We start from the raw sequence: 20,262 nt of genomic DNA, 5'->3' as shown, positions 1-20,262 counted from the left end.
CACAGCCCCTCTTTCATCCCCCAGTACACCCATGACCCCACACCACAACCTCATCAACGGCCAATGGACCCCCGGCCAGTCCTACGCCCCCAACACCAACCCCAGTGACCTGTCCGATGTGATCGGCGAGTACGCCCAGGGCGGTGCCTCCGACGTGAACACCGCCGTGGCCGCCGCCGCTGCCGCGTTTCCCGCCTGGTCCACCTCGGGCATCCAGGCGCGCTCCGACGCCCTGGACAAGATTGGCACCGAGATCCTGGCCCGCAAGGCCGAGCTGGGTGAGCTGCTGGCCCGCGAGGAAGGCAAGACCCTGCCCGAAGCGATTGGCGAAGTCGGCCGTGCCGGCCAGATCTTCAAGTTCTTTGCCGGTGAATGCCTGCGCCTGTCGGGCGAGACCGTGCCGTCGGTGCGCCCCGGCATCGGCGTGGAGATCACGCGCGAGCCGATTGGCGTGGTCGGCCTGATCACGCCCTGGAACTTCCCCATCGCCATCCCGGCCTGGAAGATCGCCCCGGCCCTGGCCTTCGGCAACTGCGTGGTGCTCAAACCCGCGGATCTGGTGCCCGGCAGTGCCTGGGCCCTGGCCGACATCATCCACCGCTCGGGCATTCCTGCCGGGGTGTTCAACCTGGTCATGGGCCGCGGCCGTGTGATCGGTGAAGCCCTGGTCAACCACGCCGATGTGGCCGCCATCAGCTTCACGGGGTCGGTAGGCGTGGGCCGCGGCATTGCCGAAGCCTGCGTGAAGAGCGGCAAGAAAGTGCAGCTGGAAATGGGCGGCAAGAACCCCCAGATCGTGCTGGACGATGCCGACCTGAACCAGGCCGTGGAACTGTCGGCCCAAAGCGGCTTCTACTCCACCGGCCAGCGTTGCACGGCCTCCAGCCGCCTCATCGTGACCGACCAGATCTATCCGGCCTTCATCGAGGCCCTGCAGGCCCGCATGGCCAAGATCAAAGTGGGTGATGCGCGTGCCGCCGGCACCGACATGGGCCCGGTGGTCAGCCAGGCCCAGCTGGAGCAGGACCTGAGCTATGTGGAGATCGCCAAGGCCGAAGGTGCGGTACTCGCCGCCGGTGGCGCCCGCGTGGCCTGCCACACCGGCAGCGGCAAGGAAGGCTTTTACCTGGCGCCCACGCTGTTCGTGGACACCGAAGCCGGCATGCGCATCAACCGCGAAGAGGTGTTTGGCCCCGTGGTCAGCGTGATCCGCGTGAAGGACTACGAGCAGGCGCTGGCCATGGCCAACGACACGCCGTTTGGTCTGTCGGCCGGCATTGCCACCACCAGCCTGAAGTACGCCACGCACTTCAAGCGCCACAGCCAGGCGGGCATGGTGATGGTCAACCTGCCCACGGCGGGGGTGGACTACCACGTGCCGTTTGGCGGTCGCAAGGGCAGCAGCTACGGGCCCCGCGAGCAGGGCCGCTATGCCCAGGAGTTCTACACCACGGTCAAGACGGCCTATACGCTGGCGTAAACCGGGTTCCACTTTCTTCTCTTGATACCGGGCCTTCGGCCCGGTTTTTTTACGCCCGGGCAGCGGGCATGCGAACCAAAACAGGCTGCAGCCCAGGTGCCACAAGCGCCAGGCGCTCTGATTTTAGAAGAACAGCGCCGCAGCACGGTGCCGACCAGGCCCCTGCACCGCCAAGCGCACCCGGCCTCAGGGCGGCGCTGCAGCCCTGAGGTCCAGCGCCTTGGCCACGCTGGCGGCCAGCAGCAGGATGGCGGACGTCACGTAAATCCACATCAGCACCACCACCAGCGACCCCGCCGCGCCATAGGCCGAAACCACGGCCGCCGTGGACAGGTACCAGGCCAGGGCCTGCTTGCTCAGCGTGAACAGCGCGGCCCCGACCACGGCACCGCAGACCAGGTGGCGCAAGGCCGGCCGGATCCCGGTGCCCAGGCGCATCAGCCCCACAAACAGCACCGTGACCACGGCAAAGGACACGGCTTCGTTCAGCACGCTGATGAGCAGCCCCGGCGGTGCCATGTCCAGCCAGGCGCCGGCCAGCTGGGTGAACAGCTTCAGCGCGGTGGACAGCAGCATGGTCACCAGCAGCAAGAAGCCCAGCACCAGCACATAGGCCAGCCCGCGCAGGCGCAGCGTGGCCAGCTTCCACCAGACTTTGCGCGGTGGCGGGGCATCGCTGCGCCCATGGCGCCACAGCTTGTCCAGGGCGTTCTGCAGTTCCACAAACACCCCGGTGGCGCCCGACAGCAGCAGCACAAAGGCCACCAGCGATGCCAGCCGCCCTTCAGCAGGCCGCTGCGCGCTGGCCATGGCCGCCTGCACCACGCTGGCGCCGCGTTCGCCCATCACGCCGTGCACCTGCTCCAGCAAGGTGCTTTCGACCACGCTGCGGTCCATCCACCAGCCCAGCAGGCCGACCACCAGCAAGACCAGCGGCGACAGGCTGAGCAGGCCATAGAAGGTCATGGCCGCGCTCATGCGCAGGCCGTCGGCCTCCAGCCACAGCCGCACGGCGTCGATCAACGGGGTGAAGGGGCGCGCCAGTCGTGCCGCGCCAGCTGTCCAGCGAGAAAGTGCAAGGGCCATGCCGGCGATTGTGACCGCCACCGTGGTCGGCCCCGTGTCAGCCCATGCCGTCGCCGCGCCCACGGGGTTGGCCTGCGCCGGTTTTTGGGGGCGCCCGGCGTGGACCAAAGCACGGCTGGCACCCTCTGCGCCACCCGCGTTTTCCCTGATCAACTACGCTGGCATTGGGCTGGGGCTTGTGTTTCACTGCGGGTTGCCACCTAAGGTGCAACCCGAAAAAAGACAACAAGGCGCACATGCAACGACAGTGCCGCCGTGGAGACCGCCCCTATGCACACGACTTTCACCCACGCTTCCCCCGCGGACCGCGTGCTGTGCCCCGCCCTGCGCGAACGCATCATGACGGCCGACCAGGCAGCCAGCCTGATCCAGTCCGGCATGACGCTGGGCATGAGCGGCTTCACGCCAGCCGGCGCCCCCAAGGCCGTGCCCCAGGCGCTGGCGCGCCGCATTGAAGAACAGAACGCGCAGGGCGGCAACTTCCGCATCAGCCTGTGGACGGGGGCCTCCACCTCGGCCGAGCTGGATGGCGCCCTGGCCAAGGTGCACGGCATCGAACGCCGCCTGCCCTACCAGTCCGACCCGACGGTGCGCAAGGAGATCAACGACGGCCGCATGCAGTACGTCGACATCCACCTCTCGCACGTGGCGCAGTACGTGTGGTTCGGTTTTCTGGGCCACCTGGACGTGGCGGTGATCGAGGTGGCGGGCATCCTGCCCGACGGGCGCCTGATCCCCTCGACCTCGGTGGGCAACAACAAGACCTGGCTGGAGCAGGCCGACAAGATCATCCTGGAAGTCAACAGCGCCCAGCCGGCCGAGCTGGAGGGCATGCACGACATCTACTACGGCGCCGCCGTACCGCCCAAGCGCAAGCCGATTCCCATGGAGCACCCGTTCGACCGGATTGGCGACCCCTACCTGCACTGCGACCTGAGCAAGGTGATTGCCGTGGTGCCCACACAGCAGCGCGACAAGCTGGCCGGCTTCACGCCGCCCGATGCCGACTCGCAGCGCATTGCCCAGCACATCATTGACTTCCTGCAGCACGAGGTGCAAGGGGGCCGCCTGCCGCCCGAGTTGCTGCCCCTGCAGTCCGGTGTGGGCAACATCGCCAACGCCGTGCTGGCCGGCCTGAACCACGGCCCCTTCGACCACCTGAACGCCTACACCGAAGTGCTGCAGGACGGCATGCTGGACATGCTGGAATCCGGCAAGCTGGATACGGCCTCCACCACCTCACTGGCGCTCAGCCCCGCCGCCATGGAGCGCTTTCTGGCCAACATCGAGTACTACCGCCAGCGCATCATCCTGCGCCCGCAGGAAATCTCGAACCACCCCGAACTGATCCGCCGCATGGGTCTGATTTCCATGAATGCGCTGATCGAGGCCGACATGTACGGCAACGTCAACAGCACGCACGTCATGGGCTCGTCCATCATGAACGGCATCGGCGGCAGCGGCGACTTTGCGCGCAACGCCTACCTGTCCATCTTCATGACGCCGTCCATGGCCAAGGGCGGCAAGATCAGCTGCATCGTGCCCATGGTGTCCCACGTGGACCACACCGAGCACGATGTACAGGTCATCGTCACCGAGCAGGGCCTGGCCGATCTGCGCGGCCTGGCGCCGGTGCAGCGCGCACGCCTGATCATCGAGAAATGCGTGCACCCCGACTACCAGGCCGCGATGACCGACTACCTGGAGCGCGCGCTGCGCGAGGCGCCGGGCAAGCACACGCCGCACCTGCTGGACGAGGCCTACGCCTGGCACCAGCGCTACCTGAAGACCGGCAGCATGCACGCGCCCGCCCCGATCCTGCGCGCCGCCTGAGTGGCAACGCCACGCAATTCAGCACCTCATTGGCTTCTAGCGCTTGCCCCATCAGCGCTAGAAGCTATATTTTTAGAAGAATATATTCCGCACCCAGGGCGCCGCCAGCACATTCACGGCGCCGGCAATCATCATCACCAGCGAGGCCACCACGGCCTGCACCTCGCCGAACTGGCGCGCCTTGGCCACGCCGCTGCCGTGGGCCGCACCGCCGAAGATGGCCCCGGCCGCCAGCTTGCTGCGCACGCGCGGCAGCAGGCGCAGCACGGTCTCGCCCATCAGCATGCCGCTGACGCCGGTCAGCAGCACGAACAGCGCCGCCAGATCGGTGGGGCCGCCCAGCACCTTCTCGGCCTCGATGGCGAAGGGCGTGGTGACGGAGCGCACGGCCAGCCCCTTTTGCAGCGCTTCAGACAGGCCGAACAGATCGGCAAACGCGATGGTGGTGGCGATGGACACCGTGCTGGCCACCAGCACGCCGGTGGCGATCGACATCCAGTGCTTGCGCAGCAGCTGGCGGTGTTCGTGCAGCGGCAGCGCAAACGCCACCGTGGTCGGCCCCAGCAGCCACACCAGCCAGTGCGTCTGGGCGATGTACTGCGGGTAGCTGACCCGGGTCAGCAGGGCCAGGCCGATCAGCACCATGGGCGTGGCGACGATGGGCATCAGCAGCGGGTGCGGGTGCTGGCGGTACAGGCGTTTGTTGAACGCGTAGCAGACCACGGTGGCCAGCAAGGACAGCACGCCGATGACTTCGTTCGACAGCATGGCTCAGCCCCTCCCTGGCGCGCTGGCCTCGCGCGAGGACCGGCGCCGCGCCAGCCACAGCTCGAACCGGTAGACCCGGTCCACAGCCAGGGCGGTCGCGGCCATCACGCAGGCGGTGCTGGTGACGATGACCGCCAGGATGCGCAGGCCCTGGTGGCGGATCAGGTCGGGGTATTCGGTGACCACCAGCATCGCAGGCACAAAGAACAGCAGCATCTCGGCCAGCAGCCAGTTGGTGCCGCTTTGCAGCCAGCGGGCCTGGACCAGGCCGGTGAACAGGCCCACGGCCAGCAGGCCGAAGCCGATCAGGCCGGCCGGCATGCCCCAGCCAAAGTGCTGGCGCAGCACGTCCATGCTCACCCAGATGGCGCTGAGCAGGCCCACCTGCAGCACCCCCTTGGCCAGCGGCCAGGCACGCTGGGCGGCACGGGCGGTGAAGGGTTGGGCGGACAGGAACGACAACTTTGACATAACGCAAAGTCTAGGGTTTACCCACATATTCGTAAAATGAATAATTTCCATCAAATCGATGCCATAAAGGAATCCCTATGGACCTGCGTGCCCTGCGTTACTTCATCGAGGTCGTGCGCCAGAACGGCTTCACCCGCGCGGCCGAGACGCTGCATGTGACCCAGCCGACCATCAGCAAGATGGTCAAGGCGCTGGAGGACGAGCTGGGCGGCCCGCTGCTGCTGCGCGAGGGCCGGGGGGTGCAACTGACCGACGCCGGGCAGGTGGTCCATGACCGCGGGCTGGAGATGCTGGAGCAGGCCCGGCTGCTGCGCCAGCAGGTGGCCGAGGTGGACGACATCACGCGCGGCGAGCTGTCGGTGGGCATCATGCCCACCGCCGGCCACTACATGGCGCCGGTGATCGCCCGGTTCCAGCAGCGCTTTCCGGGCGTGAACTTGCAGGTCAACGAACAGGGCGCGCGCGCCCACTACCAGATGATCCAGGAGGGCCAGCTGGACCTGGCGCTGGGCCTGTTCGACGCGCCCGACCCGGCAGTGGAACGCTACACCGTGGCGCGCCAGACCACGCGCGTGGTGCTGCCCGCGCACCGTGTGACCGACCCCAACCTGCCGATGCGCTGGCAGGACCTGCGCGAGCTGCCGCTGGTGCTCTACACCTCGGACTTCGCGCTGCACGAGCATGTGCTGCAGCAGTGCGCGGCGGCGGGCTTCACGCCCCGGGTCACGCTGCAGACCCGCTACTGGGACTTCATCGGCCACCTGGTGGCCGCCGACGTGGGCGTGGCCGTGATGTTCGAGCACGTCATCGCCCAGTACGACCCGCAGCGCGTGGCCAGCCGCCCGCTGGTCGGCCCGGCGATCACCTGGGACGTGGCCCTGATGTGGCGGCCGGGCTACCTGTCGCGCGCCGCCCGGGCCTGGCTGGACTGCGTGCGCGAGGTCTATCCGCCCGCGGAGGCCCACGCCATCGGCACAGCAAAAACATAGCTGCCTGCGCAAGCAGGGCAAGCGCTGCAGCCTGTTTGGACCTTAATGCTTAGAACGTGTTTACGATCTCCTGAGCAGTAGGGCCAGGAAAGCCAAGTGGACGAATTGCAGGCTGGTGTTCAAGAGCCGCTCGCAGTTCTTCCATAGCCTCCTGTTCTTGTCCAGCCACGCAAAGCTGCGCTCGACGATCCAGCGCTTGGGCATGACCTTGAAGGTGTGCAGCTCACTCCTCTTGGCGATCTGCACCGTCACGTGCTCGCCCACAATGTCCTGCACACCCTGCTCAAAAGGCTTGCCGGTGTAGCCGCTGTCGCACAGCACACTTTGCACTCGGCCCAGGTTGGGCTTGCAGCGCTTGAGCGCCTGCAGTGCCCCTTTGCGATCCGTCACCTCAGCCGTGGTCACCGCTATGGCATGCGGCAAGCCCTGGGCATCCACCGCGATGTGGCGCTTGATGCCCGAGACCTTCTTGCCTGCGTCATAGCCCTTCAGGGCCGCCGTGTCCGTGTTCTTCACGCTCTGCGCGTCCACGATCAAGAACGCGCTGCATGCGTTGCGCACCAGTTTCTCGCGGGCCGCGCCAACCTGTTTTTTTTTAAAGCCTGCTCCAGCACGCTCACACCGTGCTGGTCAGGCTCACTCCACTTGCGCCAGTAGGCGTACACGCTTTGCCACTTGGGAAACTCCGGTGGCAGGAAGCGCCACTGACAGCCTGTGCGCAGCAGGTAAAGCACTGCGCAAAATACTTCATACAAGTCCACCGTCACCGGCTTCGTGGTGCGCCGCACGCTGCGCAGCAGCGGCTCGATCTGCGCAAACTTCTCTCTGCTGACGTCGCTGGCGTAGGGCTTTCTCTTCACTCGGCTATTGTCGAGTCATAGAAGGATCGTAAACACGTTCTTAAAGCGACTGTGCCAGCTTGCGCAGGAACTGCTCGCAGCGCGCCAGCTGCGCCAGCTCCACGTATTCGTTGGCCTTGTGCGCCTCGGTGATGGCACCGGGGCCGCAGACCACGCTGGGGATGCCAGCCTGCTGGAACAGGCCGGCCTCGGTGGCGTAGGCCACCTTGCGCTTCTCGCGGTCGCCGGTCAGCGCCTGCACCAGGACGTTGATGGCCTCGGTGTCGGCACTGTCGAAGGACGGTGCGCCGGCCAGCGATTCGAACTCGATGCGCGCCTCGGCAAACTCGCGGCGCATGCGTGGCAGCAGATCCTGCTGCACATAGGCCTCCACCTGGGCCTGGATGTCGTCGGGCGCCATGCCGGGCAGGTTGCGGAACTCATAGGCGAACTCGCAGTGCTCGGGGATGGTGTTGACCGCAATCCCGCCGCTGATGCGGTTGGTGGTCATGGTGGTGTAGGGCACGTCGAAGAACGGGTCGTACGGCCCCTGGGCCTTGAAGGCCTCGGCCAGGTCGCGGATGCGGCAGATCAGGCGCGCCGCGTATTCGATGGCGTTGCTGCCGCTGGGCGTCAGCGAGGAATGCGCCGCCTTGCCATGCACCTTGCAGCGCCACACGTTGATGCCCTTGTGCGCCACCACGGGCTGCATGCTGGTGGGCTCACCCACGATGCAGCCGTCAAAGCGCTGGCCCTGCAGCTTCAGCTGCTCCAGCATCACGGGCGCGCCGATGCAGCCCACTTCCTCGTCGTACGACAGGGCAAAGTGCAGCGGCTTGCGCCGCGGCATGGCCAGGAACTCGGGCACCAGGGCCAGCCCGGCGGCGATGAAGCCCTTCATGTCGCAGGTGCCGCGCCCATACAGGCGGCCGCCGCGCTCGGTCAGCGCGAACGGGTCGGTGTCCCACTGCTGGCCGTCGACCGGCACCACGTCGGTGTGGCCCGACAGCACGATGCCGCCCTGGGTGCCGCCATCCTGGGCCGGCAGCGTGGCGAACAGGTTGGACTTGGCGCCGTCGGGCGACTTGAACAGCTGCACTGGCACGCCGTGCGCGGCCAGCGCATCGCGCACATGCTCGATCAGGTGCAGGTTGGAGTTGCGGCTGGTGGTGTCGAAGGCCACCAGGGTCTGCAGCCAGTTGCGGGTGTGGGGTGTGGTCATGGAAAGGTCGCTCGGCAATCCGCCCGGGCGCACCGCGCCGGGCCTCACGGCGAGTGTACGGTGCAGCCCGGCTGTGCCGGCGGCCCGGGCGGCCATCGCCCCTGCCCCCGGCGTGGCAAACCCCGCCCCTTGGCGGACTGTTGCCCAGATGGCCCGCCATCCTGTTAAGCTGGCGCCCGTTGTTTTCTGCCGATGGAGCGATGGCAGACAATGGTTGCCCGGCGGCATCGCTCCGCTCTTTTGAACAGGCCCCACACCGCAAGCCAGCAGTCCGCGCACGTGGGCTGGGCTTGGAAAGTCCCGTATGACTGACATTCACATGCCGCTGCGCGTGGATGGGCCTGCCCTGGTGCAGCGCCGCTGACCCCCTGGCCCCGCCACTGCCTGCGTCTATGCCTGCGTCCAACGCACCCCTTTTCCCCGTGTGCTGGCACACCACCGCCGGTGGTACCCTGCACCGCGCCTGCTGGTCCTGGCAGCGCGGTCCACGGCCAGCAGACACCCCCCGTTTCAGACCCTGAAGGCTTGCTTATGCGCGTCCTCAACCCCTCTGTCCCGCACATCGAGAAAGTGCACAACTGCCAGCAGGCGTATGTCCTGCGCACCCGCCACTGGACGGGCAACAACCTGTGGAGCCCGCACCCGGTGCTGGAGGCCCAGCTGCTCGACATGGAGCCGCCCCTGTGGCCCCAGCTCGAAGAGCTGCTGCACGCCCTGCTGCAGGCCGTGGCCCTGCCGGACCGCGTGTGCGAAGGCCATCCCCAGTCCAATGGCCGCGGCACCATCGTGCTGGAGGCCAGCGAGGCCGCCCTGGGCCGCTGCGTGCTGCAGCAGGCCCTGGAACTGCTGGCCCTGTCCGCCACGCAGCGCGCGGTCGAATGGGCTGCCGCCCTGGCCCGCATCCGCTTCGTGATCGACGAGGAATGCCTGGGCCCCAGCACCGCCTGCATCGCCAACGCCGCCCTGCAGCGCTACCTGCCCGCCTACCGCCTGTTCCCCAAGGGCAACCTGGTGCAGCTGGGCATGGGGGCGGCACAACAGCGCATCTGGACGGCCGAGAGCGACCAGACCGGGGCCATCGCCCAGGACATCGCCTCGGACAAGGCCCTGACCAAGCGCCTGCTGGCGAATGCCGGCATTCCCACGCCCCAGGGCGACCTGGCCGCATCGCCGGCCCAGGCCTGGCAGATCGCCCAGCGCCTGGGCGTGCCGGTGGTGGTCAAGCCGCTGGACGGCAACCGCGCGCGCGGCGTCAGCCTGGACCTGGTGGACCAGGCCTCGATCGAAGCCGCCTGGCAGCTGGCCAAGCGCGAAGGCACCCAGGTGCTGGTGGAGCGCTGCATCCGTGGCCATGAGCACCGCGTGCTGGTGGTCGGCCACCAGGTGGTGGCGGCCACGCGCGGCGAGACCCTGGGCGTGGTCGGCGACGGCCAGTCCACCGTGGCCGAGCTGGTGGAAGCCCAGATCAACCAGCACCCACGCTGCCTGGTGGACATGACGCTGGAGCGCATCGAGCTGTCGCAGAACGCCAAGATCCTGGTCGAGCTGCAGCGCCAGCAGCTGCAGCCGGAATCCGTGCCCGCCGCCGGCCAGGAAGTGCTGCTGCTGCGCACCGGCAACCTGACCGTGGACTGCACCGACGAAGTCCACCCCGACGTGGCCCACCACGCCATCATGGCGGCGCGCACCATCGGCCTGGACATTGCCGGCATCGACATGGTGCTGCAGGACATCCGCCAGCCCATGCTGGAGCAAGGCGGCGCCATCGTCGAAGTCAACGCCGGCCCCAGCCTGCTGATGCACCTGTACCCCGTGCACGGCCAGCCGCGCGCCGTGGGCGAGGCCATCTGCACCCACCTGTTCCCGCACCCGGCCGACGGCCGCATTCCCGTGACCGGCATCCTGGCCGAAGCCGACACCGGCCTGCGCATCGCGCAGACCCTGGCCGTCTGGCAGCAGGCCCAGGGCCACACCACGGGCGTGGCCAGCGGCGATGCCATGTACCTGCAGGCCCAGCGCATGCTGCCGCCCGCCAGCCCAGCCCCCTCGGCCGGCCAGCGCGTGCTGATGCACTGCGCCGTCACGGCCGCGGTGATTGCCCAGGACCTGGACACCGCCGTGCAGGACGGCTGGGCCTACGCGCAGTGCGACCTGGCCATCATCCAGCCCGAATCCGGCACCGACGCCGCCGTGCAGCGCCGCGTGCTGGCGGCCCAGCTGCGCAGCGTGCGCCCCGGCGGCACGGCCGTGCTGACCCCGGGCGACGCCACGCTGGAAGACCTGGCGCCGACCTGCCCCGGCCGTGTGGTCTGGGTGCACCCGGATGAACAGCACCCGGTGCTGCAGTCGCACCGCCGCCAGCAGGGCAGCGTGGCCTTCCTCCGCGACGGCCAGGTGGTCTGCGCCGACGGCGCCACCGAAACCCGGCTGCCCCTCCCGCCCCAGCAGGCCCAATGGGATCTGTACGCCTGGCTGGGCGTGGCCGCCGCCGGCTGGGCCCAGCAATGGCCGCTGCCGGTGCTGGACGTGATCGCCCAGCAAAGCGGTGTGGACCCGCGCTGAGCGCCTGCACAGAGCTTTTCAGCTTTCATTGCTGACTGCGTAGACGGGACGTGCCTGAAAGATGGTTTTCACCCCTCAGGCACGCGCGGACTGCAAAAGCCTTTTCAACCCTGGCCCGCGAAGCGCGCCATGTCGATCACGAACCGGTACTTCACATCGCTGCGCAGCATGCGCTCGTAGGCGACGTTGATGTCCTCCAGCGCGATCACCTCGGTATCGGCGGTGATGCCGTGCTGGCCACAGAAATCCAGCATCTCCTGCGTCTCCGCGATCCCGCCGATCAGCGAGCCCGCCAGCGCCTTGCGCCCGACCACCAGGGCGCTGGTGTTCAGCGGCGGCTCCTGGCTGCCCAGAAAGCCCACCAGCACCAGCGTGCCGCCCGTGGCCAGGGTGGGCGTGTAGGGATTGAGGTCGTGGGCATACGGCACGGTGTCGAGGATCAGCTCGAACTGGCCGCGCACCGCCTTCATCTGCGCCTTGTCGGTGCTGATGACCACCCGGTCCGCGCCCAGGCGCCGGGCGTCGGCCTCCTTGCCGGGGGAACGGCTGAACAGCGTGACCTCGGCCCCCAGGGCCTTGGCCAGCTTCAGGGCCATGTGCCCCAACCCGCCCAGGCCGACCACAGCCACCTGGCTGCCCGGACCCACTTTCCAGTGGCGCAGGGGCGACCAGGTGGTGATGCCGGCACACAGCAGCGGCGCCGCACCGGCCAGGTCCAGCCCGCCGGGCACCTTCAGCACGAATTCCTGGCGCACCACGATCTGTTCCGCATAGCCGCCCTGGGTGGGGCTGCCATCCACGCGGTCGACGCTGTTGTAGGTGTAGGTGGCACCGCGCTCGCAGTACTGCTCCCAGCCCTTGGCGCAGGCGCGGCACGCCTGGCAGCTGTCCACCATGCAGCCCACACCGACCATGTCACCGGGCTGGACACGCTGTACCGCACTGCCCACGGCGCGCACGCGGCCGATGATCTCGTGCCCCGGCACCGTGGGATAGACCGTGCCCCCCCAGTCGTTGCGCGCCGTGTGCAGGTCCGAGTGGCACACGCCGCTGTAGAGGATGTCGATCACCACGTCCTCGGGACGCGGGTCGCGCCGCACAAAGTGAAACAGCCCCAGCGGGCTGGTGGGCGACTGTGCGGCATAGCCGCGGGTGGGTTGGCTCATGGAATGCTCCTGTGCAGGGGTAAGAAATGGCCTACATGCTTTCACTGGCCGGGGCGATAGGCAGCACGGCCATTGTCCCTAGCATGGCCACAACCACCATTAAAAAACGCTATCGTTCCTGCCCATGACGCACCACCCCACCGCCCGCCGGGCCCTTCTGCTGTCGCTGGCCACGGCGGCCCTGCTGGCCGGCTGCCAGAGCCCGCCCCCCACCGAAAACGTGCCGCCGCCGCGCATCGACCTGCTGGGCCGCGGCCCGCTGGGGGACGTGCCGCAGACCATGCTGGACTGGGCCGGCACCTACCAGGCCATCCTGCCCTGCAACGGCTGCCCCGGCATTGCCATGAGCGTGCAGCTGCGCGCCGACCAGACCGCCGTGGTGCGCGAACGCCGCCTGGGCGGCGATGCCGAGCCCACACCGGCCCAGACCTACCAGGGCCCCTTCCGCTTCGACCCGCCCGCCGGCAGCATGGTCACGCTGGGCCAGGAGGCCGAGCCCCCGGCCTACCGCTTCTTTGTGGCCGAAGGCTGGATCGAACTGCGCGACCGCCACACCGGCGCCGCCCTGACCAGCACCCCCGCCTACCGCCTGCGCAAGACCAGCCTGTCGCAGTAAGGCACGCCGCCCCGCCCCCTGGGACCGCCCTGGCGGCACCGCATCGGCCCATGGTGTCGCCCCCGCCGGACACGCGGGGGACACGCAGGCCGGCGTGTCGGCACCACACATTCACTTGCATGCAGTAACAATTGTTAAACTTTGGCACTTCGAGGCCTGCCCCGCGCAGCTGCCATCGGGCTGAAAACGGTTTCAGTCGTGCTGCCAAGAGAAATTGTTCATGCGTTTGCCACATTGGGCGGCACTGGCCGCTGCGTTCGTTCTGTCCGGGTGCTTTGACGAGCACGCCCTGCCTGAGACCCTGATGTTTCCACCCGGGATCGATATCGAATACCTCGGCAAGCCCGCCAAGCTCTACGGCACCTCACAGTGCGCCCAGGGCCAGCTGACCGGCAACTCCTGCCTGATCTTCCCCCCGCACGAACCGCGCGCCACCGGCGTCATCCTGTCGGGCCAGCAAGTGCGCGAAGTCGCCCTGACCGCCATCCGCGACCCGCAGGACCCCGTGCGCTTCATCGTCCAGGACGCCCAGGGCCGCCGCCTGCTCAGCACCACCGGCCGGCACGACGAACACGCCAACATCCAGCTGGCACCGTACTGAGCCGGCCTGCGGGTGGGCGCCTGCAAGTTGCAAGCCTTTTTGGCCTGTAGCGCTTGCACAGCAAGCGCAAGCAGCTCTCTTTTTCAGTCCACCGCAGCGCCTGCGACCTGCACCACCGCGACACCGCCCATGCGGTAAGTCGTTGCTCGCCTGGCGCGCACAACGCACAGTGCGACGCATGTCGTTGAGGTATTTGGAATTTTCTGCACAGCAAGATCAACATCTCCACGAGACAAAAACGCTTGGCGGCAGACAGGCACAAACCTAACGTCTTGCAAACCGAGTGCCATACACCCGGGTTGACGTGATGCTGTAGCCACCACAAACGGTATGGAGTGCGGCTTGTTGTCCGGTGCCAAAGCGGCAAGGCAACTCGGCTATATTGCGCGCCGGAGGAGATACATCTTGAAATATTTAGCACTCACAGCCGCCCTGTGGCTGACGGGCTGCGCATCGGTTGTCAACGACTCGACGCACCCCGTAAGAATTGAAACCAAAACAGTGGACGGCAAACTGGTCACTGGCGCCGACTGCAAGCTGACGAACGACTACGGTAGCTTTAGCACCAAATCAGGAGAAACCGTGCAGATTCGAAGATCCAGCAAGGATCTTGATATTGTTTGCAAAACAGCTGAACAGAACGACGCCACAGGCCGCGCCATCTCCAGAGCCAACGGGGGCATGTTCGGCAACATCATCCTGGGTGGCGGGATTGGCGCCATCATCGATCACAACAAAGGCACTGCATACACCTATCCCACTTGGATTCAACTCATTTTCGGCAAGAGTTTGGTGTTTGACCGTAGTGCAGAAAAAGAGGGGCAACCAACGGTTGCTGCAGAGCAAGGCACATAACAACAAAAAAAGGCCGCTGACGCGGCCTTTTTTACCTCTGGGCGATGTCACCCCAAATTCGGCGCCAGGAAACGGCGCAATGCGTCGATGTCCATGCCACGGCGCTCGGCCATGTCGGCCAGCTGGTCTTCACCGATCTGGCCCACGTTGAAATAGCTGGCCTCGGGGTTGCCGATGTAGAAGCCGCTGACGCTGGAGGCGGGGTTCATCGCCAGGCTTTCGGTCAGCGTCATGCCGATCTCTTCGGCCTGCAGCACCTTGAACAGGTCGATCTTGGCTGTGTGGTCCGGGCAGGCAGGGTAGCCGGGCGCGGGGCGGATGCCCTGGTACTGCTCCTTGATCAGCTGCTCGTTGCTCAGCTGCTCGTCGGCGGCATAGCCCCACAGGTCCTTGCGCACGCGCTCGTGCAGGCATTCGGCAAAGGCCTCGGCCAGGCGGTCGGCCAGGGCCTTGAACATGATGCCGCTGTAGTCGTCCAGCGCGGCTTCAAATTCCTTGTCCTTCTTCTCGGCGCCAATGCCGGCCGTGACAGCGAACAGGCCGGCGTAATCGGCAATACCCGAATCCTTGGTGGCCACGAAGTCGCTCAGGCAGCGGCTGGGGCGCAGCACGCCGTCCACGGCCTGTTTTTCGGTCTGCTGGCGCAGGCCATACCAGGTGGTCAGCACCTGGCTGCGTGACTCGTCGGTGTAGAACACGATGTCGTCGCCCACGCGGTTGGCGGGGAACAGGCCCATCACGCCGTTGGCCTGCAGCCAGCGGCCTTCGATGATCTTCTTGAGCATGGCCTGGGCATCGGCCAGCACCTTGCGCGCCTGCTCGCCGACGATCTCGTCCTGCAGGATGGCGGGGTAAGGGCCGGCCAGGTCCCAGGTCTGGAAGAACGGGCCCCAGTCGATGTACCTGGCGATCTCGGCCAGGTCGAAGTTCTTGAACACGCGGCGGCCCAGCACGCGTGGCACCACGGGGGTGTGGGCCACCACGGCGGCATTGGCGCGCGCCTGGTCCAGGGGCCACAGCGGGGTCTTCTTCTTGTTGGCGTGCTGGCTGCGCACCTTGTCGTAGTCGGCGCCCAGCTCGTCCAGATAGGCCTGCTTGCCCTCGCCCAGCAGGCTTTGCGCCACGCTGACCGAGCGCGAGGCATCGGGCACATAGACCACCGGCCCTTCGTAGTTGGGCGCAATCTTCACGGCGGTGTGCACGCGCGAGCAGGTGGCGCCGCCGATCAGCAGCGGGATCTTCTTGATGCGGAAGTAGTCGTCCTTGTGCATCTCGCCGGCCACGTACTGCATCTCTTCCAGGCTGGGGGTGATCAGGCCGGACAGGCCGATGATGTCCGCCCCCTCAGCCTTGGCGCGCGCCAGGATCTCGTGGCAGGGCACCATCACACCCATGTTGATGACCTCGAAGTTGTTGCACTGCAGGACCACGGTGACGATGTTCTTGCCGATGTCGTGCACGTCGCCCTTGACGGTGGCGATGACGATCTTGCCCTTGCTGGTCACGTCCAGGCCGGCGGCTTCCTGCTGGCGCTTTTCTTCCTCGATGTAGGGCACCAGGTGGGCCACGGCCTGCTTCATCACGCGCGCGGACTTGACCACCTGGGGCAGGAACATCTTGCCGGCGCCGAACAGGTCGCCGACGATGTTCATGCCGTCCATCAGCGGGCCTTCGATCACGTGCAACGGACGGCCGCCCTTGGCCAGCACCTGCTGGTAGGCCTCTTCCGTGTCCTCGGTGATGAAGTCGGTGATGCCGTGCACCAGCGCGTGCGCCAGGCGCTCGCCCACGGTCTTGGGGGCCTCGGGCGTGCCGCGCCATTCCAGCTTCTTGCTGTCGTCCTTGGCGGCGCCCTTGGCGCTGTCGGCGATCTCCAGCAGGCGCTCGGCGGCATCAGGGCGGCGGTTCAGCACCACGTCCTCGACGCGCTCGCGCAGCGTGGGCTCCAGGTCGTCGTAGACGCCGATCATGCCGGCGTTGACGATGCCCATGTCCATGCCGGCGGCAATCGCGTGGTACAGGAACACGGTGTGGATGGCCTCGCGCACGGGGTCGTTGCCGCGGAAAGAGAACGAGACGTTGGACACGCCGCCGGACACCTTGGCACCGGGCAGGTGCTGCTTGATCCAGCGCACGGCCTCGATGAAATCGACGCCGTAGTTGTTGTGCTCTTCGATGCCGGTGGCGACGGCGAAGATGTTGGGGTCGAAGATGATGTCCTCGGGCGCAAAGCCGACTTCATCGACCAGGATGCGGTAGGCGCGCTCGCAGATCTCGATCTTGCGGGCAAAGGTGTCGGCCTGGCCCTTTTCGTCAAACGCCATCACCACGGCGGCCGCGCCGTAGCGCTTGACCAGCTTGGCGTGCTTCTTGAACTCGTCGACGCCTTCCTTCATGGAGATGGAGTTGACGATGCCCTTGCCCTGCAGGCAGCGCAGGCCGGCCTCGATCACCTCCCACTTGGAGCTGTCCACCATCACCGGCACCTTGGCGATGTCGGGCTCGGAGGCGATCAGGTTCAGAAAGCGCACCATGGCGGCCTTGCTGTCCAGCATGGCCTCGTCCATGTTCACGTCGATGATCTGGGCGCCGTTTTCCACCTGCTGGCGCGCCACGGCCAGGGCTTCCTCGTACTGCTCGTTCAGGATCAGGCGCGCAAAGGCCTTGGAGCCGGTGACGTTGGTGCGCTCGCCCACGTTGACGAACAGCGTGTCCTCGCCGATGAACACGGGCTCCAGGCCCGACAGGCGCATGGGAGGAATAGAAACGGGGGCAGCAACGGTCATCGCACTCACCTGTGTGAAAAAACTCAGTCAATCGTGGGAACAGGTGAACGCCGTTGCAGTGGCGGCTGCTGCACAACAGCCGCAGGCCCCAAGCCTGACAGCGCAGCCAATCACTGGCTCGCGCGCTGCTGCAGCGCTCCTTGGGGCGAAGCCCATGATTTTAGAGGGCTGCGGCGGATTGCGGCAGCCTGCATGCGCTATGCCCGGTGACGGCGGGGGCGCTGGCGGGCGATGGAAGGTGTTTTTGGCCACCAGCGCTTATGCAGTCAGCGCCGGCAGCTATCAAAAACGGAGATCAGGCCTGGGGCGCCAGCACCTGGGCCGAGGCCGGCAGGCCGAAGACACGGTCGAAACACCAGTTGAAGACGTAGGTGTAGATCAGGAAGAACACCAGCAGGCCGGCCTCCAGCACCGTGGCTTCCCACAGCGAGATGCCGAACCACCAGGCCATCAGCGGGATCAGGATCAGCGCCAGGCCGCCCTCGAAACCCACGGCATGCACCACGCGGCGCAGCACCGAACGGCCCCTGGTGGCCTGGCGGGCCTCCCAGCGCTCGAACAGCCAGTTGAAGCTGAGGTTCCACAGGATGGCCAGGGTCGAGGCCACCACGGCCATCGCGCCGGAGCTGCCCGCGCCCTGGCCGATGGCCATGAACAGCAGGCTGGAGGCCACGATGGCGATGAGCTCGTACAGACCGACAAACACGATGCGGCGCTTGGCGCCTTGCAGGCCCACGGCCTGGGAAGCAACTGACACGGTAGAAGACACGGAAGAAACAGACATGCGGCGCAGTGTATGTTCATAAAATTGACAGCAAAAGTTAGGTTATTTCAGTTTTATTGATAGGTCAGCCATGCCCTTCCCCCCCGAACAAGTGCCGCTGTTCCTGGCCGTGCTCGACACCGGCTCGTTCTCGGCCGCCGCGCGCCAGCTGGGGCGCGTGCCCTCCGCCGTCAGCATGGCCGTGGGCCAGCTGGAGGCCGAGCTGGGCCTGCAGCTGTTCGACCGCCGGGGCCGCGAGCCCACGCCCACGGCCGCCGCGCGCGCCCTGGAACCCCAGGCCCGGCTGCTGGCCCAGCAGCTGCAGCAGTTGAACCAGCAGGCCCTGGCCCTGCACCAGGGTCTGGAAGAGCGGCTGACGCTGGCGATTGCCCCGGAGCTGCTGACCACCCCCTGGGCCGACGCGCTGCGCCCGGTGACCGAGCGCTACCCGGCCCTGGCGCTGGAAGTGCTGGTCGCCCCGCAGGCCGATGCGCTGGAGCTGCTGCACGCCGGCCGGGCCCAGCTGGCCCTGGTGTTCGAGCGCAGCAGCCTGGACGGCCGCGAGGACTTCCAGGAGATGGGCCACGAGGTGCTGGTGGCCGTGATGGCCCCGCACTTCGCCCCGTGGCAGGCGCAGCAGGCCCTGCACGGCACCAGCGCGCGCCTGAGCGTGGACCACCTGCTGGGCCAGCGCCAGGTACTCGTCGCCAGCCGCGACCTGCAGCAGACCGACCCGCGCTTTGTCTTCTCGCGCCAGCTGTGCCGCACCGACAGCCACCAGGCGGCGCTGCAGCTCATCAGCGCCGGCCTGGGCTGGGGCTGGCTGCCCAAGGGCCTGGTGGAATCGCACATCGCGGCCCAGACGCTGCTGGAGATCCCCATGCAGAACCTGAGCAACGGCACGCGCCTGTTCGTCGACTGGGTGTGGTCCCAGCAGCGGCCGCTGGGCCTGGCGGCGCAGCACTTCGTGCAGGGGCTGCGCCAGCACGCGCCCTGGGGGGGCTCGCCCTGACCGCACGGCGCGGCACTGTCCTTGCTTGTGGGGGGCACCGGCTGACGGCCTCGGGTCCACCCTCTTGAGGGGGTGACCGCGGTGCGCCAGCATGCCTGTCTGCCCCGCCCCACACCAAGGAGTCCCCCGCATGATCGATCGCCGCCAGTTCCTCTCCGTCAGTGCCGCCGCCCTGGGTCTGCCCAGCAGCGTGCTGGCGCAAACCGCCTGGCCCACCCGCCCGGTGCGCGTGGTGATTCCCTACGCCGCCGGCGGCGTCACCGACAGCGTGGGCCGCAAGCTGGCCGAACACCTGGGCCAGCAACTGGGCCAGGCCCTGGTGGTGGAGAACAAGGGCGGCGCCGGCGGCACCCTGGGCATGGCCGACGTGGCCCGCGCCCCGGCCGACGGCTACACCCTGGCCCTGAGCGCCATCAGCCCGCTGACCCTGTCGCCCCACCTGGGCAAGCTGCCCTACGACCCGTTCAAGGACATCGTGGCCGTGGCCCCGATGATGTATTCGCCGGTCTATGTGCTAGGCACCAGCGCACTGTCGGCCACCAACTGGCCGGAGCTGCTGGCGCGCGCCAAGGCCCAGCCTGGCAGCATCCGCATGGCCACCTCGGGCATGGGCTCGGTCGGGCACATCATGCTGGAGCAGATCCAGGCCCAGACCGGCGCCCGCTTCACCCACATCCCCTACAAGGGCGTGGGCCAGACCGTGAACGATGCGGCCGGCGGCCACTTCGAGGTCATGCTGGGCAACCCCTTTGGCACGATCAACAGCCTGATCGAACAAGGCCGCCTGCGCGTGCTGGCCACCACCGGCCCGCAGCGCGCGCCCAACCAGCCCCAGGTGCCGACGCTGGACGAACTGGGCGTGCCCGCGGCCAACCTGACCTCGCTGTTTGGCTTCATGGCGCCCGCCGGTACGCCCTCCGAGATCGTGGCCCGGCTGAACCAGGAGGTGCAGCGCGCCCTGGCCGCCGCCGACGTGCAGCACACGCTGCGCAGCACCGACAACGTGGCCCTGCACCACAGCCCGCAGGAATTTGCCGCCCTGCTGCAGCAGGAAAGCCGCAACAACGCCGCCATCATCCGGCAGGCCAACATCCAGCTCTGAGCCACCGGCGCACGCGCCCCCCGGCCGTGCACGGGCATGCCGGGTTTTGCACTACAGTCGGCGCGTGACCCAAGCCCTTCCTCCCTCCAGCAGCACCCCGCCCCTGGCGGC

17 protein-coding genes and 1 riboswitch are annotated in these 20,262 nt (G+C 67.3%); of the genes, 9 read left to right on the top strand and 8 right to left on the bottom strand.

The window, feature by feature from the left end:
* Positions 1–31 precede the first annotated feature (31 nt).
* The gene (locus FYM52_RS10285; protein ID WP_154164021.1) at positions 32–1,480 is read left to right on the top strand and encodes an aldehyde dehydrogenase family protein; all 1,449 of its coding nucleotides are present in this window, start codon (positions 32–34) and stop codon (positions 1,478–1,480) included.
* Positions 1,481–1,666: 186 nt separating this feature from the next.
* On the opposite strand, the gene FYM52_RS10280 is transcribed toward FYM52_RS10285, so the two are convergent.
* Positions 1,667–2,566, bottom strand: a complete 900-nt coding sequence (locus FYM52_RS10280) for a YihY/virulence factor BrkB family protein (RefSeq protein ID WP_154164020.1) — start codon at positions 2,564–2,566, stop codon at positions 1,667–1,669.
* Positions 2,567–2,836: 270 nt separating this feature from the next.
* Here FYM52_RS10280 and FYM52_RS10275 point away from each other — a divergent pair, with 270 nt between their 5' ends.
* A complete protein-coding gene (locus FYM52_RS10275) occupies positions 2,837–4,399 on the top strand; it encodes an acetyl-CoA hydrolase/transferase family protein (RefSeq protein ID WP_154164019.1) in 1,563 nt (520 codons plus the stop codon).
* A 72-nt stretch (positions 4,400–4,471) separates the two neighbouring features.
* On the opposite strand, the gene FYM52_RS10270 is transcribed toward FYM52_RS10275, so the two are convergent.
* Both FYM52_RS10270 and FYM52_RS10265 read right to left on the bottom strand, forming a co-directional pair.
* Positions 4,472–5,167 (bottom strand): LrgB family protein, encoded by a 696-nt coding sequence (locus FYM52_RS10270; protein ID WP_154164018.1) that lies wholly within the window; start codon positions 5,165–5,167, stop codon positions 4,472–4,474.
* Between the two features lie 3 nt (positions 5,168–5,170).
* A complete protein-coding gene (locus FYM52_RS10265; RefSeq protein ID WP_154164017.1) occupies positions 5,171–5,638 on the bottom strand; it encodes a CidA/LrgA family protein in 468 nt (155 codons plus the stop codon).
* Positions 5,639–5,715: 77 nt separating this feature from the next.
* On the opposite strand from FYM52_RS10265, the gene FYM52_RS10260 reads away from it, so the two are divergent.
* The gene (locus FYM52_RS10260; protein ID WP_154164016.1) at positions 5,716–6,627 is read left to right on the top strand and encodes a LysR family transcriptional regulator; all 912 of its coding nucleotides are present in this window, start codon (positions 5,716–5,718) and stop codon (positions 6,625–6,627) included.
* Positions 6,628–6,687: 60 nt separating this feature from the next.
* On the opposite strand, the gene FYM52_RS10255 is transcribed toward FYM52_RS10260, so the two are convergent.
* Both FYM52_RS10255 and argE read right to left on the bottom strand, forming a co-directional pair.
* Positions 6,688–7,487, bottom strand: a protein-coding gene (locus FYM52_RS10255; protein ID WP_231907183.1) for an IS5 family transposase whose coding sequence is annotated in 2 segments (ribosomal slippage) — positions 6,688–7,221 and positions 7,224–7,487 — 798 coding nt in all. Because the reading frame shifts where the segments join, the coding sequence is not laid out codon by codon here.
* Between the two features lie 40 nt (positions 7,488–7,527).
* Positions 7,528–8,688 (bottom strand): acetylornithine deacetylase, encoded by a 1,161-nt coding sequence (gene argE, locus FYM52_RS10250; RefSeq protein ID WP_154164015.1) that lies wholly within the window; start codon positions 8,686–8,688, stop codon positions 7,528–7,530.
* Positions 8,689–9,219: 531 nt separating this feature from the next.
* Here argE and FYM52_RS10245 point away from each other — a divergent pair.
* Positions 9,220–11,250 carry an acetate--CoA ligase family protein gene (locus FYM52_RS10245; protein ID WP_154164014.1) on the top strand — a complete coding sequence of 677 codons (2,031 nt, stop codon included), beginning with the start codon at positions 9,220–9,222 and terminating at the stop codon, positions 11,248–11,250.
* Between the two features lie 104 nt (positions 11,251–11,354).
* Here FYM52_RS10245 and FYM52_RS10240 read toward each other — a convergent pair whose 3' ends face one another.
* Complete coding sequence (locus FYM52_RS10240; RefSeq protein ID WP_154164013.1) at positions 11,355–12,416, bottom strand: NAD(P)-dependent alcohol dehydrogenase; 1,062 nt, start codon at positions 12,414–12,416, stop codon at positions 11,355–11,357.
* A 124-nt stretch (positions 12,417–12,540) separates the two neighbouring features.
* On the opposite strand from FYM52_RS10240, the gene FYM52_RS10235 reads away from it, so the two are divergent.
* From FYM52_RS10235 to FYM52_RS10225, 3 genes are all read left to right on the top strand, one after another.
* Complete coding sequence (locus FYM52_RS10235) at positions 12,541–13,032, top strand: copper resistance protein NlpE N-terminal domain-containing protein (RefSeq protein WP_051519301.1); 492 nt, start codon at positions 12,541–12,543, stop codon at positions 13,030–13,032.
* A 220-nt stretch (positions 13,033–13,252) separates the two neighbouring features.
* Positions 13,253–13,633, top strand: a complete 381-nt coding sequence (locus FYM52_RS18770; RefSeq protein WP_043378236.1) for a hypothetical protein — start codon at positions 13,253–13,255, stop codon at positions 13,631–13,633.
* A gap of 405 nt (positions 13,634–14,038) precedes the next feature.
* A complete protein-coding gene (locus tag FYM52_RS10225) occupies positions 14,039–14,488 on the top strand; it encodes a hypothetical protein (protein ID WP_043378690.1) in 450 nt (149 codons plus the stop codon).
* A 47-nt stretch (positions 14,489–14,535) separates the two neighbouring features.
* Here FYM52_RS10225 and metH read toward each other — a convergent pair whose 3' ends face one another.
* Both metH and FYM52_RS10215 read right to left on the bottom strand, forming a co-directional pair.
* The gene (gene metH, locus FYM52_RS10220; RefSeq protein WP_154164012.1) at positions 14,536–17,274 is read right to left on the bottom strand and encodes a methionine synthase; all 2,739 of its coding nucleotides are present in this window, start codon (positions 17,272–17,274) and stop codon (positions 14,536–14,538) included.
* 38 nt (positions 17,275–17,312) lie between these two features.
* Positions 17,313–17,422: riboswitch (S-adenosyl-L-homocysteine riboswitch) on the bottom strand.
* A 147-nt stretch (positions 17,423–17,569) separates the two neighbouring features.
* Entirely contained in the window at positions 17,570–18,058 is a 489-nt protein-coding gene (locus FYM52_RS10215; RefSeq protein WP_154164011.1) for a PACE efflux transporter, read from the bottom strand.
* Between the two features lie 70 nt (positions 18,059–18,128).
* On the opposite strand from FYM52_RS10215, the gene FYM52_RS10210 reads away from it, so the two are divergent.
* Positions 18,129–19,049 (top strand): LysR family transcriptional regulator, encoded by a 921-nt coding sequence (locus FYM52_RS10210; protein WP_154164010.1) that lies wholly within the window; start codon positions 18,129–18,131, stop codon positions 19,047–19,049.
* A 130-nt stretch (positions 19,050–19,179) separates the two neighbouring features.
* Complete coding sequence (locus FYM52_RS10205) at positions 19,180–20,151, top strand: tripartite tricarboxylate transporter substrate binding protein (protein ID WP_154164009.1); 972 nt, start codon at positions 19,180–19,182, stop codon at positions 20,149–20,151.
* Positions 20,152–20,262 lie beyond the last annotated feature (111 nt).

It is taken from the genome of Comamonas sp. CAH-2 (genome assembly GCF_009668305.1).
Lineage (GTDB): Bacteria > Pseudomonadota > Gammaproteobacteria > Burkholderiales > Burkholderiaceae_C > Comamonas > Comamonas aquatica.
Note: the sequence above shows the minus strand (reverse complement) of the source record. Positions and strands in the feature narration are given on the sequence as shown.

Excerpts from the sequence above, each read along its gene's own strand:
- FYM52_RS10270 (WP_154164018.1), bottom strand. The coding sequence starts at position 5,167 with ATGCTGTCGAACGAAGTCATCGGCGTGCTGTCCTTGCTGGCCACCGTG.
- FYM52_RS10245 (WP_154164014.1), top strand. The coding sequence starts at position 9,220 with ATGCGCGTCCTCAACCCCTCTGTCCCGCACATCGAGAAAGTGCACAAC.
- FYM52_RS10280 (WP_154164020.1), bottom strand. The coding sequence starts at position 2,566 with ATGGCCCTTGCACTTTCTCGCTGGACAGCTGGCGCGGCACGACTGGCG.
- FYM52_RS18770 (WP_043378236.1), top strand. The coding sequence starts at position 13,253 with ATGCGTTTGCCACATTGGGCGGCACTGGCCGCTGCGTTCGTTCTGTCC.
- FYM52_RS10240 (WP_154164013.1), bottom strand. The coding sequence starts at position 12,416 with ATGAGCCAACCCACCCGCGGCTATGCCGCACAGTCGCCCACCAGCCCG.
- FYM52_RS10265 (WP_154164017.1), bottom strand. The coding sequence starts at position 5,638 with ATGTCAAAGTTGTCGTTCCTGTCCGCCCAACCCTTCACCGCCCGTGCC.
- FYM52_RS10215 (WP_154164011.1), bottom strand. The coding sequence starts at position 18,058 with ATGTCTGTTTCTTCCGTGTCTTCTACCGTGTCAGTTGCTTCCCAGGCC.
- FYM52_RS10235 (WP_051519301.1), top strand. The coding sequence starts at position 12,541 with ATGACGCACCACCCCACCGCCCGCCGGGCCCTTCTGCTGTCGCTGGCC.
- FYM52_RS10210 (WP_154164010.1), top strand. The coding sequence starts at position 18,129 with ATGCCCTTCCCCCCCGAACAAGTGCCGCTGTTCCTGGCCGTGCTCGAC.
- metH (WP_154164012.1), bottom strand. The coding sequence starts at position 17,274 with ATGACCGTTGCTGCCCCCGTTTCTATTCCTCCCATGCGCCTGTCGGGC.
- FYM52_RS10260 (WP_154164016.1), top strand. The coding sequence starts at position 5,716 with ATGGACCTGCGTGCCCTGCGTTACTTCATCGAGGTCGTGCGCCAGAAC.
- argE (WP_154164015.1), bottom strand. The coding sequence starts at position 8,688 with ATGACCACACCCCACACCCGCAACTGGCTGCAGACCCTGGTGGCCTTC.
- FYM52_RS10275 (WP_154164019.1), top strand. The coding sequence starts at position 2,837 with ATGCACACGACTTTCACCCACGCTTCCCCCGCGGACCGCGTGCTGTGC.
- FYM52_RS10285 (WP_154164021.1), top strand. The coding sequence starts at position 32 with ATGACCCCACACCACAACCTCATCAACGGCCAATGGACCCCCGGCCAG.
- FYM52_RS10205 (WP_154164009.1), top strand. The coding sequence starts at position 19,180 with ATGATCGATCGCCGCCAGTTCCTCTCCGTCAGTGCCGCCGCCCTGGGT.